General features: G+C 63.7%; 27 protein-coding genes. 13 read left to right on the top strand and 14 right to left on the bottom strand.

The window, feature by feature from the left end; all coding sequences use genetic code 11:
- A partial coding sequence (locus ABS772_RS07170) for a Hint domain-containing protein (RefSeq protein ID WP_350393302.1) occupies positions 1-527 on the bottom strand: 527 nt, incomplete at its 3' end.
- An 847-nt stretch (positions 528-1,374) separates the two neighbouring features.
- Positions 1,375-3,909, bottom strand: coding sequence for a TonB-dependent receptor (locus ABS772_RS07165; protein WP_350393300.1), 2,535 nt, complete (start codon positions 3,907-3,909; stop codon positions 1,375-1,377).
- 950 nt (positions 3,910-4,859) lie between these two features.
- Here ABS772_RS07165 and ABS772_RS07160 point away from each other — a divergent pair.
- Positions 4,860-5,066, top strand: a complete 207-nt coding sequence (locus tag ABS772_RS07160; RefSeq protein WP_350393305.1) for a hypothetical protein — start codon at positions 4,860-4,862, stop codon at positions 5,064-5,066.
- A 57-nt stretch (positions 5,067-5,123) separates the two neighbouring features.
- Positions 5,124-5,516 carry a hypothetical protein gene (locus ABS772_RS07155; protein WP_350393298.1) on the top strand — a complete coding sequence of 131 codons (393 nt, stop codon included), beginning with the start codon at positions 5,124-5,126 and terminating at the stop codon, positions 5,514-5,516.
- 148 nt (positions 5,517-5,664) lie between these two features.
- On the opposite strand, the gene ABS772_RS07150 is transcribed toward ABS772_RS07155, so the two are convergent.
- The 3 genes from ABS772_RS07150 to ABS772_RS07140 all read right to left on the bottom strand — a co-directional run bounded on the left by ABS772_RS07150 (position 5,665) and on the right by ABS772_RS07140 (position 7,676).
- Positions 5,665-6,054 (bottom strand): DUF4260 domain-containing protein, encoded by a 390-nt coding sequence (locus ABS772_RS07150; RefSeq protein ID WP_350393296.1) that lies wholly within the window; start codon positions 6,052-6,054, stop codon positions 5,665-5,667.
- Between the two features lie 234 nt (positions 6,055-6,288).
- Complete coding sequence (locus ABS772_RS07145; protein WP_350393294.1) at positions 6,289-6,525, bottom strand: hypothetical protein; 237 nt, start codon at positions 6,523-6,525, stop codon at positions 6,289-6,291.
- Complete coding sequence (locus ABS772_RS07140) at positions 6,522-7,676, bottom strand: helix-turn-helix domain-containing protein (protein WP_350393292.1); 1,155 nt, start codon at positions 7,674-7,676, stop codon at positions 6,522-6,524. The genes ABS772_RS07145 and ABS772_RS07140 overlap by 4 nt, the downstream gene beginning before the upstream one ends.
- A 268-nt stretch (positions 7,677-7,944) precedes the next feature.
- On the opposite strand from ABS772_RS07140, the gene ABS772_RS07135 reads away from it, so the two are divergent.
- Together ABS772_RS07135 and ABS772_RS07130 are read left to right on the top strand one after the other, a co-directional pair.
- Positions 7,945-8,658: a Crp/Fnr family transcriptional regulator gene (locus ABS772_RS07135; RefSeq protein ID WP_350393290.1), complete on the top strand. Its 714-nt coding sequence runs from the start codon at positions 7,945-7,947 to the stop codon at positions 8,656-8,658.
- Complete coding sequence (locus ABS772_RS07130) at positions 8,658-8,918, top strand: DUF6894 family protein (RefSeq protein WP_350393288.1); 261 nt, start codon at positions 8,658-8,660, stop codon at positions 8,916-8,918. The genes ABS772_RS07135 and ABS772_RS07130 overlap by 1 nt, the downstream gene beginning before the upstream one ends.
- A gap of 548 nt (positions 8,919-9,466) precedes the next feature.
- Here ABS772_RS07130 and ABS772_RS07125 read toward each other — a convergent pair.
- Positions 9,467-9,709 carry a hypothetical protein gene (locus ABS772_RS07125; protein WP_350393286.1) on the bottom strand — a complete coding sequence of 81 codons (243 nt, stop codon included), beginning with the start codon at positions 9,707-9,709 and terminating at the stop codon, positions 9,467-9,469.
- Positions 9,710-9,766: 57 nt separating this feature from the next.
- Positions 9,767-9,946, bottom strand: coding sequence for a hypothetical protein (locus tag ABS772_RS07120; RefSeq protein ID WP_350393285.1), 180 nt, complete (start codon positions 9,944-9,946; stop codon positions 9,767-9,769).
- 201 nt (positions 9,947-10,147) lie between these two features.
- Between ABS772_RS07120 and ABS772_RS07115 the strand changes: the two genes are divergently transcribed.
- Together ABS772_RS07115 and ABS772_RS07110 are read left to right on the top strand one after the other, a co-directional pair.
- Complete coding sequence (locus ABS772_RS07115; RefSeq protein WP_350393283.1) at positions 10,148-10,636, top strand: DNA polymerase ligase N-terminal domain-containing protein; 489 nt, start codon at positions 10,148-10,150, stop codon at positions 10,634-10,636.
- Between the two features lie 267 nt (positions 10,637-10,903).
- The gene (locus tag ABS772_RS07110) at positions 10,904-11,110 is read left to right on the top strand and encodes a DUF6494 family protein (protein ID WP_350393281.1); all 207 of its coding nucleotides are present in this window, start codon (positions 10,904-10,906) and stop codon (positions 11,108-11,110) included.
- Between the two features lie 89 nt (positions 11,111-11,199).
- Here ABS772_RS07110 and ABS772_RS07105 read toward each other — a convergent pair whose 3' ends face one another.
- Complete coding sequence (locus ABS772_RS07105) at positions 11,200-11,385, bottom strand: hypothetical protein (RefSeq protein ID WP_350393303.1); 186 nt, start codon at positions 11,383-11,385, stop codon at positions 11,200-11,202.
- On the opposite strand from ABS772_RS07105, the gene ABS772_RS07100 reads away from it, so the two are divergent.
- Entirely contained in the window at positions 11,359-11,454 is a 96-nt protein-coding gene (locus ABS772_RS07100; RefSeq protein WP_350393280.1) for a hypothetical protein, read from the top strand. The two genes, ABS772_RS07105 and ABS772_RS07100, sit on opposite strands and share 27 nt — an antisense overlap.
- Before the next feature lie 54 nt (positions 11,455-11,508).
- Here the strand turns inward: ABS772_RS07100 and ABS772_RS07095 are convergent, their stop codons facing one another.
- From ABS772_RS07095 to ABS772_RS07085, 3 genes are read right to left on the bottom strand one after another with little or no spacing between them, the layout of a single operon-like run.
- On the bottom strand, positions 11,509-12,840 hold the full coding sequence (locus tag ABS772_RS07095) for a Y-family DNA polymerase (protein WP_350393278.1): 1,332 nt from the start codon (positions 12,838-12,840) through the stop codon (positions 11,509-11,511).
- Positions 12,837-13,301, bottom strand: coding sequence for a LexA family protein (locus tag ABS772_RS07090; RefSeq protein WP_350393277.1), 465 nt, complete (start codon positions 13,299-13,301; stop codon positions 12,837-12,839). Before ABS772_RS07090 ends, ABS772_RS07095 begins: the two co-directional genes overlap by 4 nt.
- A complete protein-coding gene (locus ABS772_RS07085; protein ID WP_350393275.1) occupies positions 13,298-13,546 on the bottom strand; it encodes a hypothetical protein in 249 nt (82 codons plus the stop codon). The genes ABS772_RS07090 and ABS772_RS07085 overlap by 4 nt, the downstream gene beginning before the upstream one ends.
- 122 nt (positions 13,547-13,668) lie before the next feature.
- Between ABS772_RS07085 and ABS772_RS26415 the strand changes: the two genes are divergently transcribed.
- From ABS772_RS26415 to ABS772_RS07065, 5 genes are all read left to right on the top strand, one after another.
- Complete coding sequence (locus ABS772_RS26415; protein WP_407942972.1) at positions 13,669-13,908, top strand: DUF6894 family protein; 240 nt, start codon at positions 13,669-13,671, stop codon at positions 13,906-13,908.
- Positions 13,909-14,199: 291 nt separating this feature from the next.
- Entirely contained in the window at positions 14,200-14,436 is a 237-nt protein-coding gene (locus ABS772_RS07080) for a DUF6894 family protein (RefSeq protein ID WP_350393274.1), read from the top strand.
- Positions 14,437-14,467: 31 nt separating this feature from the next.
- Positions 14,468-15,205: a Crp/Fnr family transcriptional regulator gene (locus ABS772_RS07075; RefSeq protein WP_350393272.1), complete on the top strand. Its 738-nt coding sequence runs from the start codon at positions 14,468-14,470 to the stop codon at positions 15,203-15,205.
- A gap of 410 nt (positions 15,206-15,615) precedes the next feature.
- Complete coding sequence (locus tag ABS772_RS07070) at positions 15,616-15,903, top strand: helix-turn-helix domain-containing protein (RefSeq protein WP_350393270.1); 288 nt, start codon at positions 15,616-15,618, stop codon at positions 15,901-15,903.
- 214 nt (positions 15,904-16,117) lie between these two features.
- Positions 16,118-16,522, top strand: a complete 405-nt coding sequence (locus tag ABS772_RS07065; RefSeq protein ID WP_350393268.1) for a helix-turn-helix domain-containing protein — start codon at positions 16,118-16,120, stop codon at positions 16,520-16,522.
- 265 nt (positions 16,523-16,787) lie between these two features.
- On the opposite strand, the gene ABS772_RS07060 is transcribed toward ABS772_RS07065, so the two are convergent.
- Together ABS772_RS07060 and ABS772_RS07055 are read right to left on the bottom strand one after the other, a co-directional pair.
- A complete protein-coding gene (locus ABS772_RS07060; protein ID WP_350393266.1) occupies positions 16,788-17,024 on the bottom strand; it encodes a DUF6894 family protein in 237 nt (78 codons plus the stop codon).
- A 1,051-nt stretch (positions 17,025-18,075) separates the two neighbouring features.
- Positions 18,076-19,527, bottom strand: coding sequence for a diguanylate cyclase domain-containing protein (locus ABS772_RS07055; RefSeq protein WP_350393264.1), 1,452 nt, complete (start codon positions 19,525-19,527; stop codon positions 18,076-18,078).
- A gap of 593 nt (positions 19,528-20,120) precedes the next feature.
- Between ABS772_RS07055 and ABS772_RS07050 the strand changes: the two genes are divergently transcribed.
- Positions 20,121-20,537 carry an ester cyclase gene (locus tag ABS772_RS07050; protein ID WP_350393263.1) on the top strand — a complete coding sequence of 139 codons (417 nt, stop codon included), beginning with the start codon at positions 20,121-20,123 and terminating at the stop codon, positions 20,535-20,537.
- Positions 20,538-21,082: 545 nt separating this feature from the next.
- Here the strand turns inward: ABS772_RS07050 and ABS772_RS07045 are convergent.
- Positions 21,083-21,643 (bottom strand): Hint domain-containing protein (locus ABS772_RS07045; protein WP_350393262.1); only part of this gene is annotated, 561 nt, incomplete at its 5' end.

Genomic DNA, 21,643 nt, shown 5'->3' with positions numbered 1-21,643 from the left:
GCGGCCGTCATCGCCCGGTGGCCGATCCAGGTGATCGGACGCAGGGTGCCGGAGGCGGTCACCGCGAGGTCGCCGACCTGGAGATCCTCGACGGCGACCTCGCCGCGGCTCGTGCGGATCAGGGTTCCGGTGGTGAAGCAGACCGGCGCATAGGCGCCGAGCGTCCGGTTGCCGTCGTCCGTGAACGCGGTCCGGTTCGGATCTCCGCTGCCGAACAGCTGGACGTTGGAGAACACGAAACGGTTCGTGCCACCCGCCAAGCTGCCCGGCACGCTGCCGCCCGTGAACAGGATCATGTTGGGATTGTCGAGCGCCGTCGCGGTCAGCGTCTGCGACGTCGGCGTCGCGCTTCCGGGAAGCGTGTAGGTCAGCGTGACGGTGTCGCCGGGGTTGGTGACGGTCCCGTTGACGGTCACGGGGAAGTCGTAGACGTCGTCGATCCGGAACGTGCCGCTGGCCGGAACACCGCCATCATCGGTTCCGAAGAAACCCGCCTGATACACCGTGTTGTCGAAAGTAATCGCCATGGATCGAGCCCTCCCAAGATCGAGATGATGACATTTTTAGAGAAGCGCCTGACCACCTCGAATTCGGCGCGGCCCTGATTTGGACGTGAGCAGAGGATTGGCGCCGGTCAGACGGCGCCATTCTGACTGTCTTCTGAGAAGCAAGCTGCCGGCACGACCGAAATGGTCAGCGAGCGGAATAAGAAATAATTATAACGATCGCAGAGCGGAAGTGGAAAAACATCCCGTTTCACTAAAATTCCGGCCTTTCACGCTCCGATTAATTTGAATCCGCTCAATGTGATCGCTGCGCAACATGCCATAGTTTCCCGACATACCCAGGATCTCTTGGCAATACGTCGGACGGACGGGCGGTTTTGGATAAACCCGAGACTGATCGTCGACCTTTCTCATGCGAGAGCGCCTTCCGACGATGGGGTCGCCGGTTCATCGAACGAAGGCGGGCCGACACGAGGATCGAGAGACGACGGACCGATGCAGTCAGGTCGGGGACAGTGCTCGAAACGCGAAACCCGCCTTTCGGAACGCCTCACAACGCTTCCGGTCACCGGCCTGCCGCTTCGGCCGGGACGGCGCAGTGGGCGTTGTGTCAGAGACGCGGACGCACCCAGGATCGAGCGCCGAACGCGAGCACGACCTCCGGCCGGGAATAGGCGCGCTTCCGCACCGCGGCGTTCCCCGGTTCTCATCTGGTTTCCGGTTGATCGCCTTGGGTCTTGAACAATCCCGTCATCGCGGGCGGCAGCAAAGCGATCCAGGGCGCGATCACTCCGAAGACGTCGCGCCCTAAATTGCCTTCGCCTCGCATGGACGCAGGACGAACCGAAGTGATCGAACGGACGGCGTATCAGAACTTGCGAACCAGCGGCTCCACCGGCGCCGGCACGACGTCGGCATCGAAGACGTAGCGGACGCCGCCGTAGATCGAGAGCGGCTGAGCGAGGGTCGTGGTGCGCACGTCGTTGACCGGATAGCGGCCGGCGACCAGGCCGGGCTCGAAGAACGTGCCGAAGGTGGCGTACCGGTTGTTCGTGAGATTGGTGATCAGGCCGAACACTTCGAGGTTCTTGTTGACCTGATAGCTCGTGTTCAGATTGAGCACGTAATAGGCGGGAAGCTTCCGGTTCAGGTTCGAATCGTCGCCGCGGTAGAAGGACGAGGAGAAGGCCTGGACGTTCAGCCCGAGGCGCCAGCCCGGCAGGAGCAGGTAGTCGAAGCCGGCCTTGATCTGATGCTCGGGCACCAGCGGCACCTTCTTGCCCGGCGTGACGAAGATGGCGCCGTCGTCCGAGAGTGGATTGTTGGGCGAGGACAGCGTCCCGTTGAACCGGTAGGTGGCATCGATCAGGGCGTAGTTGGCGTAGAGCGAGAGGTCGCCACGGCTGTATTCCGCCGCGACCTCGATGCCCTGGCGCCGCGTCGCCGGAACGTTGACGTAGTAGCCGCGCGCGGAATTGCCCGGCGTGGCGAGCTGGATGATGTCGTTGGTCAGATCGGTGCGGAAGGCGCCGAGCTTGTAGCTGAGCAGGCCGCCGTCGTAGAAATTCGGCACCGCGCCGCGGAGGCCCACCTCGTAAGTCTGCGCCGTGACCTGCTTGAGCGGCGGATCGGCCACGAGCGAGTTCGGCAGGAGGCAGGGCCGGTCCGGATTCGCGCAGGCGAGTTCCAGCGGCGTCGGCGCGCGGTTCGATTCCGAGTAGCCGCCGTACAGCGACAGTTCCGGCGTGAAGCGGTAGGTCAGGCCGGCGACCGGGTTCACCTTGGTGAAGTAGTGGGTGCCGGTGACGTCGGGCGAGAAGCCGGTGAGATCCTGCGTGGTGATGCGGGCGAAGTTCAGCCGCGCGCCGGCGGTCAGCGAGAGCTGATCGGTGACGTCGAAGGTGTCGCTGGCGTAGAGGCCCATATAGAGGTTCGAGCCGATCACTTGGCTCGGGGCGATGCCGAGCGCGCCGGCCGTGCGGATCTGCTGCGTGCCGAGGCCGGGAATCGTCCCGTAGAAGGGGTTGTTCGGATCGGTCGTGACCGAGAGGTCGGGATTGATGACCCCCAGCGTGCTCGACGACTTGAAACTGTAATCCGCCACGTCGATGCTGCCGCCGACGACGAAGCTGTTGCCGTGGTCGAGGATGCGGTCGCGGTTGGCCGCCTGAAGCGAACCGCCGTAGCCGGTCGCCTCGGTCTTGGTCACGTCCAGGGTGCCGTAGGGCACGCCCCCCGTGAACGGGATGCCCGGCGCGTTGAGCCCGCGCCCGAGGATCAGGAACTGGTTGCGGAAGGCGAGCTGCGATTGTCCGGCCGCGGGGGAGAAGCCGTCATCCTCGAAGCAGAGCCGGCCGCGGAAGCTGGACCGCGTGCTGCAATTCTCGAAATCGCCGTCGTTGCCGTCGACGTACTGGTTGCTGTAGCGGCGGAAATAGGCGTTTCCGGCCAGATCCCAGCTCGGCGAGATGTCGACGCGGCCGGTGACCTGGAGGGTGCCGACCTGCTGCGTCGTGGTCTGCGGGTAGGTGAAGATCGCCCGCTCGTCGACGCGGGTGAAATCGACCGGCGTCGCCGCGGCGGCGCCGAAGAAGGTCCGCGCGAACTGGCCGATCAGGTGGAACTCGGAATCCTGCGAGCGGTAGCCGAGATCGGTGTAGATGCGGCCGATCGTGCTGGGGGATTGGAAGCGCCATCCTCGATCGTTGAGGCCGTCGCCCGCGAAGTAGAAGCTCCAGGGGCCGATCATCTTGCCGTACTGGAGCGAGCCGGCGATGCGCCCGTCCGAGCCGCCGAGCGCGGTGATCTCGGTGCCCTGCCAGGTGAAGCCGTTCTTCATCTGGATGTTGACCGCGCCGCCCAGCGCGTTGAGGCCGAAGATCGGGTTGCCGGTCACCACGTCGATGCGCTGGATCGCCAGCGGCGGGATCAGGTCGAAATTGACGACGTCGCCGAACGCCTCGTTGATGCGCACGCCGTTTTGGTAGACGGCGAGCCCCTGCGGCACGCCCTGGACCGGCGAGGCGGTGAAGCCGCGATAGGTGACGTCGACGCGGTTCGAATTGCCCTGCGAGTCGCTCAGGTTCAGACCGGGGACGCGGCGGGCCAGGGTCGCGACCGCGTTGAAGGTGCCGCGATCGATGTCGAGGTCGGCCGCGGTGACGGTCTCGACCGTGCTCGGAATCTTGTTGAGCGGCTGCTCGCCGCCGCGCAGGCGCGGGACCGCCACACCCGTCGGCGCCGCCCCGAAGGGGGATGCCCCCCGGCTCGCGCCGGAGCCCGCGACGCCGACCGGCGTGGTGGCGACGACACTGATTTCGCTCAGACTCACGGCCTCCTGCGCGAGCGCGCCGCCAGGCAGGAGAGCAACCGAAGCGATGAGACTGCTGCGAAGCGCTCGCATCGATTTGAAGACCCGTGTTCGTGTTTCTTGCTTCCCCCGCGGGGCAGGGGCCGCATTCTGTGCGCGGCCTCAGAGGCAAGCACAACGGATCATGCGCGAGTTTAATCCGTCCGCCGTTCGAAACATGATGCATTCGAGCAAGCCGTGGCGCGCCGGCAACAAGCTGCGTTGTTTCTCAACGGGTTATCGGAAAACCAGGCAATTGCGACCGGGATCTTTCGGCAATTCGCCGTGCAGAATCCCGCAGGATTTCGGCGACGAGGCCCGGCTGGCGCGAGGGCAAGAGATGGGCCGACCCCCCGATTCTGTCATCCCTCCTGCCGTTGAATTTCCCCCAAGGCCCTGGAAGGGACAGGTCAGGTGCTGGCTGCAGCCCTCAAACCGGTCAACGTTTCCTATAGTTTGGACGTCGGCCGCCAGGACGAGCAGGTCTGCTTTCCCGGCTGCTCGAAAGGCAATATCGACGCGGTGAAAGCGGCTAGCTTCTCCTCGTCATCACCTTGCGTCTTGAGAACGGCGGGCATGTCGAGGTGATACTTGCGGAAGTCACCGATCTGATCGCGTTGTCTTCACAATTTTTCTGACAATTTCAGTCGATCCCAGCGAACGTGGGAAAGTCCGACACGGTGCAAGATCACCATCGCCGCGCAGTGCACGGTTCCATACGGATCAGCCGTACCGGGCTTACGCGCGAGTTTGCGAAAAGCCCCGCGCTCACGCCTCCGGCGCGTGAGACGGGCAACCCTGTGTCTCAACCCGTTAGGAAGCGCGTGGTGGGCCCGGCAGGACTCGAACCTGCAACCAGACCGTTATGAGCGCGCCGCTTCTAGTGGAAAACGAAGGTTTTTCTGATGCTTGGGGCGTCTTTCAACGGCGCTTTCGAGCCCTTGGCAATCCGGTTTCGTTGGCGAAACGTTGGTTGGGCCCGCAGTCCGCGCTTACCATGCGCCGTGGCTGATTCCTCTCCCACCGCTGGCGACCTCTTCAACGCCAAAGCCATCCCCGACGAGCAGGTGAACGCGGCGATCAAGGCGTATCTCGCCAATCCCGAGACCGATGCGCACCCGATCGCCGACGGCTACGTGCTCGACCTCGGTGCGGTCGTGCGATCCTGCTCGCGCGGGCCACGAAGGCGTGAGGGGAAGGCCAGGCGGTAAGGTCCAGGCAACCTGAGGCCCCTATGCCGTCGACCCCTTTGTCAGCCGGCAGCGTCCATGCTTTCCGAACTTGGTTCCGATCCGCTTCCGCCTCAGGCCGCCGAGTGGCGCAAGGCGTTTGGCGTGCTCCGCCCGATCACACCGCCATGCCGGTACCTCGGCGCTACCGCGTGGGCCAACATCCACGAGGCCTGCACCGATTTCATCGAACGCTACGGCGCAGAGGCGGTGCGCCTGGGCTGGACGGCGCCGCAGCTCTTCGGCGTCCACCCTGAGCACGGCACGTTGCGGGTCGATTGGTGCGGGGTGATGATGACGGGCGGCCACAAGGCGATCGGCATCGAGCAGAACCGGATCCTGTTCGGCAACGTCAGCGGCTATCGGAACGTCACGGGCGCGCCGGTCGGTGTTCCGATCTGGGAGTTCGTCGCGCGGGCGCAGAAGGCGTGAACGACCCAAACACCGAGACCTGACGGCAACCAATCAGTCCTGCAGCCCGACTTCATGCTCACGGCCCACTAGGGGGAATCGGACATCGGCCCCGGGTCCACCTTCCGACTCAGATGGTTGTTCCTTGTCGAACCATTGCCGTTCGCTGCTACGCATCACGGTGGGCCTTACCCATCGCCCCCAAGTGAGTGAAGCCAAAGCCTTTCCCGTATTTGAGGCCGTACCCCAGGGCGCGGTCGAAACCGATATGCGCAGCCCAGACGAGACCGGTCGCCAGAACCGACGGCGCCTTTCCTGAAGCCCCCCAAGCGACGCATGCTAGGGGCAGTACGTACCAATGAGCGAGGTTGTACAGCATGGCCCCCGCTTTGCGCCCGCCGAGGTAGCCGAGCATGGAAAGATCGGGCACGAAGAAGAGAGCGGCAAACAGCCACCAACTCCCGCCCTGCCACGCATAGGCCGCTGAAGCGGCGATGAGGACGGACAAGCTTTCGAGGCGCAGGAGCGCCTGCGGCCATCCACTAACGATCCCGCTCAATGTGCACTCCCGGAGTAAGCTGCTGCCCCGTCAGTAAGAGGACTAACGGCTTCCACTCGTTGCAGCCATCCGAGACCGTTCCACCCAAAGCCTGAAGGCGGACCTTTCCAAAGCCTGCTCCGGGTGGTCTGCGGGCATTCAGTCGAGATGTCTCGACAGGCGGCTTTTCCGTCGAAAGCGGACCTCTGCAGAGGTCGCATCACTGGGCATTTCGAGACAGCGGTGTCGAAGCTGCTATGCGAGCCGGCTCATGATCCAAGCCTCCGCTTCATCCAGGTCGGCGAAGAGAGGCGGGTCCGGATCATTCACCCGCCCAAAACCTGCCTCCAGGAACCACATTCCGACCTTATCACCGTGCAAATCCGACAGACGCACCAGCACCGCAACTAGAAAGCCTTCGTTGAATACGAGCTGGCTTTCTCCATCGGGGCTGCCTGTGGCGATCTGTACGGGCTGGAGGCGCAGGTTCATACGGCAACTCGGTCACCCAGGTGCAGGTAGTTGGCCCTGAACTCGGCCAGCGTCCGTAGGCGCGCGTAATCGAGGATCTTCAGCCGGCCACCTCGAAGTTCAATTAGTCCACGCTGCCGCAGTTCCTTGAGCGAACGGTTGACGTGAACGGAGGTGATGCCGGTAGTATCGGCCAAATCCACCTGCGTCAGCGGTAGAGCGTAGCTGTCCTCGGGGGCAAGTCCAACTGCTCGCAAACGCAGAAGAAGCTCGCAGAACAGGTGCGCCAGCCGCTCCACGGAGGAGCGCCGACCCAAGTTCATCAGCCACTCGCGCAGGGTCGCCTCATCGACCAGCGTGTTCTTGCGCAGCGCGCGGGCGATCCGGGGATGGTGCGCAAGCAGATCGGTGACCACATCGGGCGCGAGGCGCACGACCTTGCAGGCCGAGAGGGTGGTGATGGTGTGATCCATCGTGCCGAGTAGCGCCACGTCAAGATCGCAGGGGTCACCCGGTAGGAGGTAAGCGAGAATTTGGCGCGCGCCATTCGTCCGCAACTTATGCCGGCAGGCGAGGCCCGACAGCACGACGAACACATCATCAGGCTTGTCACCCTCCTGCGAGAGATCGGTGTGCGGCGGAACGAGGCGCTGGTTCACGCAGATCTTCTGCAGCAGCCTTCGATCCTCGTCCGAAAGGGGCGTGAAACTCTCTAGCTTGCGGATGAGCGGATTGACGCTTCCCGAAATCTGCTCAGCAGGCCGAAGCGAGATGGCCCTTGTTGTTTCTTGTCTGACGGATGCAGCCGTTAACGACAGCTCGTCGAGGACCGATACAACGTCTTCAGACGGGGCTGGTTTGATGATCCAGGGGACGTTTCGGAAGTCGCCGGCAAGCGGGTCGTTCTGGCAGTAGCCGGAATGCACGAGGAAGGCTACACCGCGCTCCCGCAGCGCGCGCACTAGCTCGATGCAGAGCTTATCCGTAAGTGCAATGCCGATAATGGCGAGGGTGGGCGTCTCCTGCTCCAGAAAGCTCAGCGCTTCGGTGGCCGTGGCTGCTGGCCCGATAACGCGGTATCCCGCCTTCTCCAGGCTATCGCTGAGGTCCATGCCTACCAGAGGAAAATCTTCTGTCAGCAAGACCGAGGGCTGTTCGTCGAGGTTCAGCATAACGACTCCTGGCGCTTCAGCCGCCCGCCTTTCCACGGAAGCAAGGCTTTCGAGACGAAGTCATAGGCACAGGTTGCAAAAGATGACGAGAGGCTAGGGACTTATGTCCGATATCTGACAATCCGTTAGGTCTTGCACCGAACAAAACCTATCAGAGCGCTTGACTTATTGGGCGTAATCACCAGGTAGCGATCAGCGCCTGCCGGTCTGTCCGGGCGCAGGCGCTTGAGAGACAGCGTGTGCTCTTGCCCCGAATGGGAGCGGAGCCGTGTCTCAGCCTCAACAATCGACCGTCCGCAATCGCCTCCTTCGGGCTCTCTCGTTATCTGATTTCGGGCTGCTCCAGCCGCACCTGGAGCTGGTCGCCACCGAGCTGAACCAAGCGCTGATCAAGCCCAACCTTCCGGTCAAGCACCTGTTTTTCCCCGAGGTTGGCTTCGGCTCGATCACCACTCACGGATCGGGAGGCAAGGTCGAGGTGGGGATCATCGGTCGCGAGGGTTTGATCGGCGCCCTTCCCCTCCTGCTTGGCTCTGATCGCACACCACATGATCATTTCGTTCAGAGCCCAGGCGACATGTTGAGCATCAACTCCGAGGCGATGTGTTCTGCCATCGAACAGAGTGCGAGCCTGCAAAAGGTTCTTCTGCGCTTCGTTCACATTCAGTACGTTCAGGCCGCGCAGACCGCCTACGTGAACGCCGCCTACACGACTGAGGTCCGCCTCGCGCGCTGGCTGCTGATGTGCCAGGACCGTATAGGTGGGGACGAGTTGCGCCTCACCCACGACTTCCTATCGATGATGCTCGGCGTGCGCCGGCCTAGCGCGCCCCTGGCGATACAGGCTCTAGAGGGCTACCGCCACATCAAGGCACGGCGCGGACGCCTCACGATCCTGAACCGCAAGGCGATGGAGGAGTTGGCGGATGACGGCTATGGTTTGCCAGAAGCAGAATACGCTCGCCTGATCGAGGGCAGCTGATGCCGCGCTACTTCTTTAACATACGACACCGCCCCGGCCCCGATGGCCTCGCGGAGGATCATGAGGGTGATGAGCTTGCGGATATCACTGCGGCCCGCGAGCACGCTCTGTCTGAGGCGAGAACCATGATCACACGAGATCAGCTCGACATAGTCCGTGACTGGATGACCTGTTCGTTCGAGATCAGCGACGAGGCAGGTCAGCCGGTTCTGACGGTGCCCTTCAGTGACACAGTCTTGGACGAGATCGACGAGGAGTGAGCGAGAATCGCTCTGGCCAGACACCAGCCTCGTCGTCAGGGCTTTGAGCGAGGATCCAGCTCATTGCGCGGCGGCATTCTGAAGGTCGGCTCTAGCACCACAAGCGGCTCTTCGTAGTCGACTGCCCGAATGACTACCTCGGGTCGGAAGCTGACCCTCAAATGGTCAAGCTGATTGAGTTTTGACCCCCTCTGGCGCAGTCCCAACTTCCCGGCCTGTCGGTTCTGGAAGTTCTGTTCAATCTAATAGCCGCTAAGGCGCGGGTGGTGCGCAGCATCACGGTCTGCCGCACCGTCGAACAGATCGCAGCGGAGTTCGGTACGTCGCCGCAGACCTTCTGCGTCCACGAGCTTCGCAGAGCATCCTTGGCGCAGGGGAGGCAGTAGAGGACGGCTTCAAGGTCTCGCACGCCCTAGCCAGGATCGCGGGCCCGCAGGTCCTCGTGGAAGCGCGCGTTGCTCGCGGCCGTGTGAGCCTCCCCTGATCCGAAAGGGGCCATAGAGACAGAGCGGGCCGTGATCCGGGAGCGTTCCGGCCGCTCAAAAATCTCAGAGTTTCAGCATCGCGAGCGATTTCGCGGCTCCGCGCTGCTCCAGATCGAGGCCGTGTTCCCGGATTTCTTCGTCGGTAAGTTCGCGCAGCACCTCAGCTTCGGCGTCGTCACCGACCGCCTCGGAGACGACCAGAAGCGCGTCCTGCTCGTCGCCTGCGACCACCAGAACCGGCACGGTCCTCGGTTCGCCTCCGTCCGGTCCCGGCGCCGTCACCTGCACACCGTAAGCCCTGTTCATTATCTACCATTCCTCATCAGCATCGCGGTCGTCGCGGTTGCTCCGCTGGAAGCGGATTTACGGCCCTCCGGCGAGAGAGCCCGTGATCACCATAATCAACGCGTCGATATCGATCCGCCCTTGGATGTCGACAAAGCCGTCCTCCGCGAGGCTGACCTTCGGAGCGGCATCGGTCGCCTCCGCTTGACGCTGAAGTTCAGTCAGGATGGAGTCCCTGATCGTGGTATGCAGGTCCATGACTTATCCTGAGCATCGGGGATGCGAGTTCAACGCGGTCGGGCACGGTCCGCTCCCTAACGGCAACACGTGGCTGTGAAACCTGGAAGTGCGCAGCGCCGAAGAAGCAAGCGGAACGAGCAGAACGGGCGGTCACCGCTGCGTTTGAACCAGCGTTGCCGATGGCTGGTTGAACCAATATCCGGACCGCTCACCACTTAAATGCCGTCCTTCGTCGTCCAGAAGCACGCCGCGCGCCGGCTCCACTACGACTTCCGGCTCGAAGTTGGAGGCGTGCTGAAGAGCTGGGCGGTGACCCGCGGTCCGAGCCTAGTTGCCGGTGAGCGGCGGCTCGCCATCGAAGTCGAGGACCACCTCTTGAGCTACGGCAGCTTCGAGGGCGTGATTCCGTCTGGGTCCTATGGGGCGGGCGCCGTGCTCCTGTGGGATCGTGGCACTTGGCAGCCGAACGGCGATCCGGTGGCCGATCTCGCCTCCGGGTCGCTCCGCTTTCGCCTCCATGGTGCGAAGCTGACTGGTGGGTGGCGCCTCATGCGCATGGCGCCGCGCGGAAGGCAGGTCTCCTGGCTCCTCATGAAAGCGGACGACGAGGCGGCCCGCCCGCCTAGCGCCCCCGACATCCTGGAGGAGCGCCCGCTCTCCGTCGTCTCCGGCCGCTCGATCGAGGCCTTGTCGGCAGACGCATCGTAAGTTGCATATCCGGCATGTCACCACGAACACCCAGGCGGCCCTATGACCTCAAGCTGAGGCCGGGGCTGATCCCGTGACGCCAGCCCACGATACGCTCACGGTCTCGGGCCGGACCGCCGAGACGGTCGATGACGCGGTCCATCATCTGGAGTGATACCCACACGCTGATCAGGCAGATCGCAAACGGCTGCGCTGTCTGCCAGGGTAATGGTGCCGACTGCCAGCCCGCGGCGTTGACGGCAACCACACCCTATGCGGAGGAACGCCATGGACGAGGATCGCTTTAACATCGAGCTACGCAAGTTCCTAAAAGAGGTCGGCGTCACCTCCCAGCGCGAGATCGAGCGCGTGGCCCGCGATGGACAGGTGAAGGGCGGCACCCTGAAATTGCGTATGACGCTCACGGCTGAGAACGCGCCCCTTGAGCACGTCGTCGAGCGAACGATCTCGCTTGGTGATGACACAACGAGCTGACACCCCCGATCAAGGGATGCGCTGGACGATGCGGCTGGCCGCGGCTGGGAGCTACATGTCTGGCATGCACCGGAGCATATGATGGCTCTCTAACTCTCCGTCTTCTCGGACGTGATCTGTCCTAGTGCTTCCTCGGCAAGCGCCGGCTCGAACTTGCACTTCATCAGCTTGGGCTGCCACAGGCGGCTCTTGATGACACCCATAGCCGCTTCCAGTACGGGGTCTCGCCCGGCTCTGCGCGCGGCCGCGTGTTCCTGGCCGGCGTCGCCGGCCATCTGTCCCTGCCCATCGGCGGGCAGGGCATGAACGCGTGCTTGCAGCCAGTTATTGGCAGCGATCAGTGAGATGGATACGCATGGCACCGGGGGCAGGCCCGTTTGGGGTCGGGAGCCGACCCATCAAGCATGCGCGACCGGCAGTTCACCCACCTGCGTGGTGTAGCGCGGCGTGCGCATCTCGAACTTCGTCGACCAGGTCCGCCGCTGCCGCTCCAGCCCGGCTCGCGCCGGCACGACGCTGCCTCGGCCGAAGCGAGCGTTGCAGGCGTCCATCGCGCCCATGAGCCGGTCGGCGCGCTCGCGGTCGAGCCGTCCGATCAGCGCCCGCTGCGAGGCCGCCAGCGGCATGAGATCGACCGTCACCACGCCCGCCTTCGAGTAGCGCCAGGGCGGGCTGCCCTGCTCGCGCCACGTGCGAGCCACCCCGTGCAGCGCCGCCGGGATCAGCGCCAGCGTGTCGTTGGTCGCCTCCGGTAGCCTCACCACCGTCGAGATCGAGCGCATCGGCTCGCCGCGGTCGTGCTCGCTGGTGTGGTAGAAGACCGTGATGTGGTCGGTGCCGAGGCCTTCGCGACGCAGCTTCTCGCCGAGCCGCGTTGCGTGGGCCGCCACCGCCTGCTCCAGCTCGGCCCGCTCCGTCACCCGGCCGGAGAACGAGCGGGTCACCGCGCAGCCCTTGCGCCGCGCCGGCACGAGGTCGAGCCCGAGGCAGGACACGCCGCGCAGCTCGTGGATCATGCGCTCGCCCACCACCGTCAGCGCCTTGCGCACCGGCCGCGGATCGATGTCGCGCAGGTCGGCCACGGTGTCGATGCCCATGGCCTCCAGCTTCGGCAGCGAGGCCCGGCCGACGCCCCACAGCTCACCGACATGGATCCGGCAGAGCCAATGGTCGTAGGCCGTCGGCTCGGTCAGGTCGCACACGCCGTCGAGCTCAGGCACGCTCTTGGCGATGTGGTTGGCGAGCTTGGCGAGCGTCTTGGTCGGGCCGATGCCGACGCAGGTCGGGATTCCGGTCCAGGCCCGCACCTTGGCGCGGATGTCCCGAGCGAGCGCGACCCGGTCCCGGCGCACGAAGCCGGTCAGCTCGAGGAAGCTCTCGTCGATCGAGTAGACCTCCACGTCGGGCGTGGCATCCCGGTAGATCGCGTTGATGCGCGCCGACATGTCCCCGTAGAGGGTGTAGTTCGAGGAGAACACGCGCACGCCTTGGCGCTCGCAGAGCCCGCGGATCATGAAGTAGGGCGCGCCCATCTTGATCCCGAGCGCCTTGGCCTCGGCGGTGCGGGCGATGGCGCAGCCGTCGTTGTTGCTCAGCACGATCACCGGCACGCGGGCGAGCTTCGGGTCGAACACGCGCTCGCAGGAGCAGTAGAAGCTGTTGCCGTCGATCAGCGCGAGGGCGCGGCCGCCGCCGATCCGATCCCGCAGGCGAGCCTCGGCGCCGCTCATCGGCCTTGTCCGGCGCGGGCGACGTGCCAGCGGACGGTGAAGCGCACCACGCCCCAAACATCGACCTCGGCGAGTTCCTCTAGCGCGAAAACTGGTAGGTCTGCGTTGTCGAAGGCGAGCCTGGCTCGGTTGCCCTCGACGACCATGCGCTTGATCGACATCTCGCCGTCCACCGCCGCGACGACGACGCTGCCGTGGCCCGGCTTGAGGCTGCGATCGACACAGGCGAGATCGCCGTCGAAGATCCCGGCATCGCGCATCGAATCGCCGGCGATGCGCCAGAGGAAGGTGGCGGGCGGGTTCGGCACGAGCCAGCGCGGCAACTCGAGTGCGTTCTCGACGAAGTCGTCGGCCGGCGAGGGGAAGCCCGCGCACAGCGACGGGCCCATCACCGGCACGCGGACCGTGGCGGCGCCCTCCGCGGCCATCTCTTCGATGCGGTAGAGCCCGGCGGAGATCATGCCGCCCCGGCCGCGCTGCGCACGTAGCCGCGGGACACCTGCTGCCGCACCGCCTCCGTTCGCTCCTCCGCGGCTGCGAGATCGGCCAGGGCATCGGCAATCGCCGCGACGAGGGCGGCTCGATCATCGCCCCGGTGCGCGCTCCGGTAAGCCTCGGCGATCACCGCCGCTTCTGCGCACCACGTCTCCGCAGCGGCCGGCAGATCGTCGCACAGCATCGTTCGACGTCCGACCACGCCGTGCATGTCATCTCCGAGTCCTATAGAACGTACAGTGAACAAACCAGACGTCCGGGCTTGGTTCAACGAGGTTCGACGCAGCCCCGAAAACGCATGGGGAGCGCTGTGGACGCGGAGCGAAAAAGGCAGTGACCGTCCAGCGTTACCACTTCCACTGCGTTGGCCGAGGCGGCGATGCCGTCTTCGACCTGACCGGTCGGTGGGTGCCACGACCGCGCGCGCTTGGACTGCAAGCTGATCAGGTTGCACGGGCCGTCATGGATGGTGCGCCTGGTACGGACTGGACGGACTGGTTGGTCGACGTCCACGATGCTCGTGGCCGACGTGTCCTCATGCGTGCGTTCGTGGACGTTCGTGCGGGTAGGTGAACCTTTCAGGGAAGATGCGATGAAGGAGAAGCCCGAGCAGCGAGGCGACGTCGGGCTAAGATTTGCAATTGGAGGCTTGCTCATCGGCCTACTGGCTTACGGCTGCTGGCAGGCCGTGGTTTGGTTCGTAGCCTCCTTCCCGACGGACTTCCGGTAACAGCAGTCTGCTCGGCTTTGCCGGCGGTCTCGGCTTGGTCGAGGCGAATTACGAGACCGTCCATCGATCTCTGCCACGAGCGACGAACCAGCCCGATCTTCTTGGGGTTTCCAAATCACTCTAGGGAGAACGCTGTGCCTCGCTACTTCTTCGACATCGACGACGGCGTGCGTGATCTGCGCGACAATGAGGGTGTCATTCTCAATGATCGGGAGCATGCTAGGCAGGAGGTAATCGCCACGCTCGCACAACTTGCCAACGATAAGTTGCCGAACGGCAATAACCATACCTTCAAGGCGAGCGTACGTGATGAGACCGGCACGCGGATCTACGAAGCCGCGCTGACGCTCACGAGCGGATGGGTTCCTTGACTATCGGGATCGCAGACACACAACACGGGTTATGGCCGCCCCCACCGAAGCTCTCGAAGCTCTGATCCGCAAGCTGGTGAGTACGTCGGCCCTCACAGAGGAGGAGCGGCAGGCGATCCGGCGGCTGCCGGCCACCATCCGGCACATCAATCCCAGCCAGGATCTCGTGGAGGACGGCGAGCGGCCGTCTCACTGCGGCCTCCTCGTGGAGGGCTGGTCCTACCGCTACAAGCTCTTGGACGAAGGGCGCCGGCAGATCCTGTCCTTTCACGTCGCGGGTGACACACCGGATCTACAAAGCCTTCATCTGGGCACCCTCGATCATGGCGTGGGGGCACTGACGCCTTGCACCTTCGCCCTCATTCCGCACGAGCACCTGCGGCGGCTGACGGCGGCCTTCCCCAACGTGGCCGCCCTGCTCTGGCGGGAGACGCTGGTCGATGCCGGGATCTTCCGGACTTGGATTACGTCGATGGGGCGCCGCTTGGCCTATGGCCGGATCGCGCACCTGTTTTGCGAGCTGTACCTGCGGCAAGAGGCAGTCGGCCTCGCCGCCGATCTGCGATGCCCGATGCCGCTGCGGCAGACGGATCTCGCTGACGCAACGGGTCTCACGACAGTGCATATCAGTCGGGTGCTGAAGGCACTGCGCGACGACAACCTCATCACCTTCGAGCGTCGCCAGTTGGTCGTTCATGACTGGCAGCGTCTCTACGATGCGGCCGAGTTCGATCCCACTTATCTGCATCTGCACAGCTTCACGCGGTGAAAACCGAACCGCCACGGGAGCCGGAATGAAGGCGCGCGTACATCCGTGCCAGCGATGACGAGCGCATGGACGAGGTTCGGAAGCGGATGCTCGCAGCGGCGCGCAGTCTAGAACAAAAAACCCGCGCCGGCCGGGAGCCGCGCGGGTGAAGACCTCGCGAAAATTCCGTACTCTGTACGATTTTCCATTGCGTACTCAGTACGAAACAGTTATACAGAATGGGTCAGGCAAATCCGCCTGACGACCGAAAGGGGGTGAGACGGTTGAAGCTTAGCGAAGTCCGCTTGGAGATCAGGTTCCTCGGTTGGCGCCTGGTCCTGATCTTCAAGTAGCCGACTCGGGGACCGGGACGAAAGTTCCGGTTCCCACTAAGCCCAACCGCTCACCCCCTCGGCGCCTAGGAGATTAGCATGAGCCCCGACGACTTCAAGGCTTGGCGCCTGAGGCTTGGGTTCTCGCAACAGGAAGCAGCCGACCGGCTCGGCATCTCGCGCGGGTCGGTCGAGAACTACGAACGCGGCCACCGCCGCGAGGATCGCCGGCCGGTCGAAATCCCGCTGACGGTTGAGCACTCCTGCCAGATCGTGGCGCTCGACGAGGCTGTCGCTCGCGGGAACGCGGACCTGCTGACGGGCGAACTTCGTGCCCAGGTGCTGCGGATGGGCGAGTTGCTGCGCACGAAGGAGGCTGCATCATGATGGACCAACTGGACCGATCCGCCGCCGAGTTGCGCGGCCTGCTCGGCTTCGCCCGCGGCCTCGGCTTGGACGCGCATGAAAGATGAGCGCAGGCCCGGGTTCTGAAGCCCGGTCGATCATTCTAACGGAAAATTTTTCCCCTTAGAGCTGCTATGCATTCAGGCTCGCTCGGCAATAATGCCGCCCGACCGTTCTGCCTTTGAGGGCCTCGATTATGGACACTCCGAGCGCCACGCGGCGGGCAACCAAGCAGGACCGTATCGTCGGTGAGCGTATTCAGAAGCTCCGTAAATCCAAAGGACTCTCACAGACTGCGCTCGGCAGGGCCGTCGGCGTGACGTTTCAGCAAATCCAGAAGTACGAGAACGGCATGAACCGCATCGGCGCGGGCCGCCTGAGCGAAATCGCCCAGATGCTCGAAGTGCCCGTCTCGACCCTCCTCGACAGCGATGATGGGGACGCTGTCGAGGATGGGGTGGCAGCGCTTAGCTTTCTGCAAGCCCACGGTGCCGTTGATCTCCTGCGCGCCTACAATGCAATCGACGATGATCGAATGCGTCGTGAGGTTCTGGCGATCGTTCGCAGTATAGTTCGCCTCCAACAGGCGCCGGGCGACTGAACCGGATCGCCCGCGGTCTCAGCTTGGACGAGGCGACCGTGCGAAAGATCTACGAGACCGTCGGTCGCGAGGCTGTGGCGGCCGGTGCCAGCGATGACGACCGCATGGACGAGGTGCTGAAGCGGATGCTCGCGGCGGCGCGATAGAGGCGCCGCCTAATCAGACCTTGGGAGAAACGGAATTAGCTTATGGCACAGGTCGCTGTGATGCCAGCGCTGCAGCCAGCAGTAGCGTGCTTACGGTAAGCGCAAGCTTTCGGTCCGCGTCAGCCGCTTGCCGCGTTCGCCGTGATCGCCTCCTCTGCCATCCAGCCGGCCTGGATGGTCAAATTCGATTGGTAGATCCGCTTCCCGCTTTCGTCCCGCACGATGACCTCGAACCGGCCGACATCAAGCAGGATGGAAAGGGCTGCAGCAGCGGCAGCATCGGGCCCCTTCAACTCCATGCCCTCTTCATCGACCGTCCGCTCTCCGTCCTCCACGACGAAGAAGTAGCGCGGCATTCGATGGGGCTCCTCAATTTGCCAATCGAAGCGCCACCGTCGGAGACGAGATCTGTATCCCGGCCCCATGGAGGGCCGTCAGCTGCGAGCCTCAAGGGCCAGTGTATAAAAGGCCCCGCGCCGGCGGACCGGGCGGGGCTGAGTGTCTTCTGGATAGAAGCCTTATGGCTACGCATGGCACGGGCCAGTGGCTTACGATGGCGGCCCACGCTCTACGCACGCCGCCCGAACTACTTGCTCTAGCGTCTCCCAAGCACGAAAACCCCGCCGCGGCGAGCCGTCCGGGGCTCTAGAGGCATCTGCAGGAACGGGCATGAGCCAATCGGATGGCGGCGCGGTATAGTTAAGCTACACACTTATATGCTAGCCCGCTGAGCCTCTTCACTCCAGTAAACCAGTGATTTGAATGCTAGGATGGCGATCTATAATTGCAAATCTAAGATTGACGCGATGGTAGAAATTTTTGATCGAGCTGTGTATTCCACGCGATTTGATTTGCAATCAATCTCAATCTGTGTAGGGATTAAGGCATCGGCTTAATTCTATTTTTAGTTGCGTAAGCCTGTGGAACTTGACTTCTCGGATCACCTTGGTGAGCGCCATGAGACTGTCGCCGGGCTTATATAAAGACTTGATGCGCTGCGATTGTCCCTTCTGTGGGGCAGTTCATGAAAAGAGCGGCAAATGGTTTGCAACAGTTCCTAAATATAAATGTCTTAGTTGCGGCGAAACCATAATTCTTAGCTACAACAAAAGACTAGAGATATTTGACATGCACCAAGATACGAAAGCTCGAGACGGACTTTAGACAGTCAAGGTGTAGCATGATCACCGGTCCACGCACGGCGCCCGAACTACTTGCTCGGCGTCTTCCGGGCACGAAAACTCTGCCTCGGCTGATGCGAGCGGCCTAAATAACGGGTGGTGATGATCGCCACTCGGCGCATCTCCGCCTCTCCTGACGCCCCTATCCGCCACCAGCCGCGAATGCGCCCTGGGTTGGCTTTCTGCCGGTTCACGGCATGGCTCGCTCGCCAGGGCAAGGCCATGCTCAACTGACATGCCGGTGGTCCGCAACGACTTGGTAGGTCTGCGCAGTTCCCTTCCGACTGCGCTTGGCGTCATAGAGCGCTGAGTCAGCTTGGCGGAGGAGGACATCGCGGTCCTGCGAGGCCGCGCTTGACCACGCGATGCCGATTGTTCCCGTCACGCGGGCGATTTGACCATGTCCCTCTACCACGATCTCAAGGTCGTGCAGAAGGCGCCGAACTTTTCGATCGAGTCCCACGCGATCAAGGTCAGCAGACATCACGACCGCGAACTCGTCCCCGCCCAACCGCGCCGGAAGACACCCGTCGTCGCAGGAGGCGCGCAACCGATCGGCGACACGGCGCAACACTGCGTCACCCGCAGCATGGCCGAGGACGTCGTTGACGCCCTTGAAGCCGTCGAGGTCGATCAGAAGCACCGCCACCTCGCCGTCGGCAGCGCGCGCCTCGCGCAGCCGTGCATCGAGAACACGATGGAACTCGGCCCGGTTGGCAAGTTGGGTGAGGTCGTCGGTGCGGGCTTGGTGGCGCAGGCGCTGCTCCAAGTCGTGCCGTTCGGTGATGTCTTGGATCAGGCCGATGAGGGCGACAGGCTTGCCCTTGGCCAGCTCGATCTCGCAGGAGCATCGCACGCGCCGCGCATTGCCTTTGGCGGTCACGAAGTCAGCGTCCATCTCGAACGGCTCACCCGTGTCCAGCGTGCGCAGCACCGCGGCGACGAATGTGGTGCGGTCGGGCTCGGGGAAGTAATTCATGAGTTCGCTGTTCGGCACACCGCCGCTGACAGGCAGTTCGTGGATGGCGAAAACGCCGTCCGACCAAGCGGTGATCTGCTTCTCGATGTCGTACCGGTACGATCCCATGTCGGCCATGCGCTCGGCCTGCTTGAACTGGCGGCGTTCGCGCTCGAGCCGCTCTACGGTCAGACGGTGCTCTTCGGTGGCTTTGGCAGCGCGAAGAGCGACGGCCCGGGCCTCGATCAAGGCTTCGGCGACGGAGGCCAACTCCTCTAGAACCTCCAAGTCGGTGGCCGTCGGCTCGCGCGGCTGCTGGTCGAGAACGCAGAGCGTGCCGATCGTCACCAGACCGCCGTCGGGTCCTTGAACGCGAACCGGGACGCCGGCGTAATAGCGGATGTTCGGTGCGCCCGTGACGAAGGGGCTTTCGGCGAAGCGGGGGTCGTGGCGGGCATCCGCCACAGTGAGCGGTGCCTCGGTCTCGACCACCACGGGGCAGAACGCCTGGGCCCGTGCAGTCTCCGGTGCCAGAGGCCCGCAGCGGGCCTTGAACCATTGGCGCTCTGGGGCGATCAGGGTGATCGAGGACATGCCGGTGCCAAGCATGCGTTGTGCGAGCTTCGCCAGTACATCGAACTCGCGCTCGGGCGGCGTGTCGAGGAGGGCGATCTCAGCCAACGCCTTCTGGCGGAGCACCTCGCGCTGATTGTCCGGCATGTGCCGCCCCACCCCTACGTCGCCTCGCCGAGGCCAGAATGCGGTAATGGCTGTAGGACGGGTGGGTTTAACCGCCCGTGACGTTGCCTAGCGTTCTCTCGTCCCGGAGGAGGAGACAGGCGGCTTTCCGCTTGCCCCAGACGCACGCCTTCCATCTATCAAGCCCCTAAACCAGGACCTTCCCGGGCCGGCGACGGGTCTGCAGCGGACCCGCCATCACAATCCAATACCTGTCCAGACGCCCGCGCCCCACAAACGAATCCCACACCACCTACTCTGGCGTTCGCGGGCGAACGAAACCCCGCCGCGGTTGAGCTGGGCGGGGCAAGTGGATCTCGTAGCCGGCTGGAGGGCTGGCAATAGGTGGGCAGGTGGCAGTGTGCGGATAGTCCACGCCAAGCCAGCGTTGATCCCGCGCGCGTCGTTCGCCACCAGTTGCCGAGTTAAGTTAATCGACGAGCCAATTTGTGGACAAAAAGCCCTGGAAGGCGTCGTTTCTGGCAAAAATTGCTGCACGCAACCGGTACCCTTTGCCATATCGGACCATCTTCAAACGTCCTAGTCTGGCTCGGCAAATCAGCGAGGCAGCGTCCATGAGTACGATTACGACCGTCGCTAAAGCGTTCTTCGATGCATGTGAGACAGGCGGTGGCTGGGAAGCTTGCGAACAATACTGCACACCCAGCGCCAGCTTTTCAGCTCAAGCCGAGGCCCTTTCGGGCATCGTCACGCTGCAGGACTATACGAATTGGATGAAGGGACTGCTGACGTTCATTCCTGATGGCCAATACGAAGTAAAATCCTTTGCGACAGACGGCGAGCGCCAAAACGTGTTGGCGTATGGCATCTTTCGAGGGACACACACCGGGGAAGGTGGACCTTGCCCCCCTACGGGGAAAAGCACTGCAACCGACTACGTTTATGCCATGGAATTCGATGGCGAAAAAATCAGTCATATGACCAAAATTTGGAACGATACTCACGCTATCAAAGAATTTGGCTGGGCTTAGTCAGATAGAGGTGCTTGTCGGAACAGATCTTTATGATCTCCGAATTTCAAGAGCGAAGGTCGGCGGCAGGTGCGTGCTGCGAACGGCTGGATCGACCGGCTTCATGGCGCTACACGCGCGGCGCCAGCACCACCTCCTCCGGCGTCTCGCGGGCGAGTGTCGTGATCGGTCCGTAGAGCGGAGGATGGCGGCGAGCCACGGGCGTGGTACCGTCCCGCGATGCCCCGCTGGCTCTTCGAGATCCTCTGCGTCCTGGCCTTCGCCGCTCCAGTCGGCGCGGCGTGCCTGCACGCATGGCCTTTCGTCGTGGGACGCCCTCTGCCGGGTGGTTTCGACGTTGACGCGGCTCTGCGTGGTGCGGTTTCGCTGCTCGTCAGCGCTGGGCTAACCATGCTGATGTCGGCGACAATCCATCCCGTGGGCGGGCGGCGCTAATGTGCCGCCGGATCTTGTGTCTCGTCTGAATCCTCGCGGCGGTCGGGAACGGAAAAACCCCGCCGCGGCTGAGCCGGGCGGGGCTGGTGTGGTCGGGCGTTGGCCGGCAGTTACGCGGTTAGCGCGCGCTCGGTGGCCTGCCAATCGCACTGCTCGCTCAGAGAGGCGGCGAACACCGCATCGAGCCGCAGGCGCTCGGCCTCGACGACCGGACCGTCGAACGCCACCGGGCGGCAGCGAGCGTTCCAGCCCACGGGCACGAAGTCCGGGTTGTGAATGGCGTGGTCGGAGCCTTCAAAGAAAGCGCGGTCGCCGCCGTCGATGTAACTCTCGGCCGGCAGGCCCTCGGCCAGCAGGATGTCGTGGGCATCGAGCTCAACGTGCCAGTAGGTGACGCTAGCAAGCGGCTCGCGGGTGATCGTCGTGCCGTTGATCAAGCACATGATTGGAACCAGCACGCCACCCTCGTTGTCGGCCTCCGCCCCGACCAGAACCGGGTGGCCGGGCGAGAGGCTGAGGTCGCGGGCCGGCAGGCCCTGGCCGAAGGCGCCCGCGCGGACGCGCACCGGCTGCAGATGGAAGGGGAGGGCGGCCCCCGCGGCCGTCATCGCCCGGTGGCCGATCCAGGTGATCGGACGCAGGGTGCCGGAGGCGGTCACCGCGAGGTCGCC

The organism is Methylorubrum podarium (assembly GCF_040270385.1).
GTDB classification, from domain to species: domain Bacteria; phylum Pseudomonadota; class Alphaproteobacteria; order Rhizobiales; family Beijerinckiaceae; genus Methylobacterium; species Methylobacterium podarium.
Note: the sequence above shows the minus strand (reverse complement) of the source record. Positions and strands in the feature narration are given on the sequence as shown.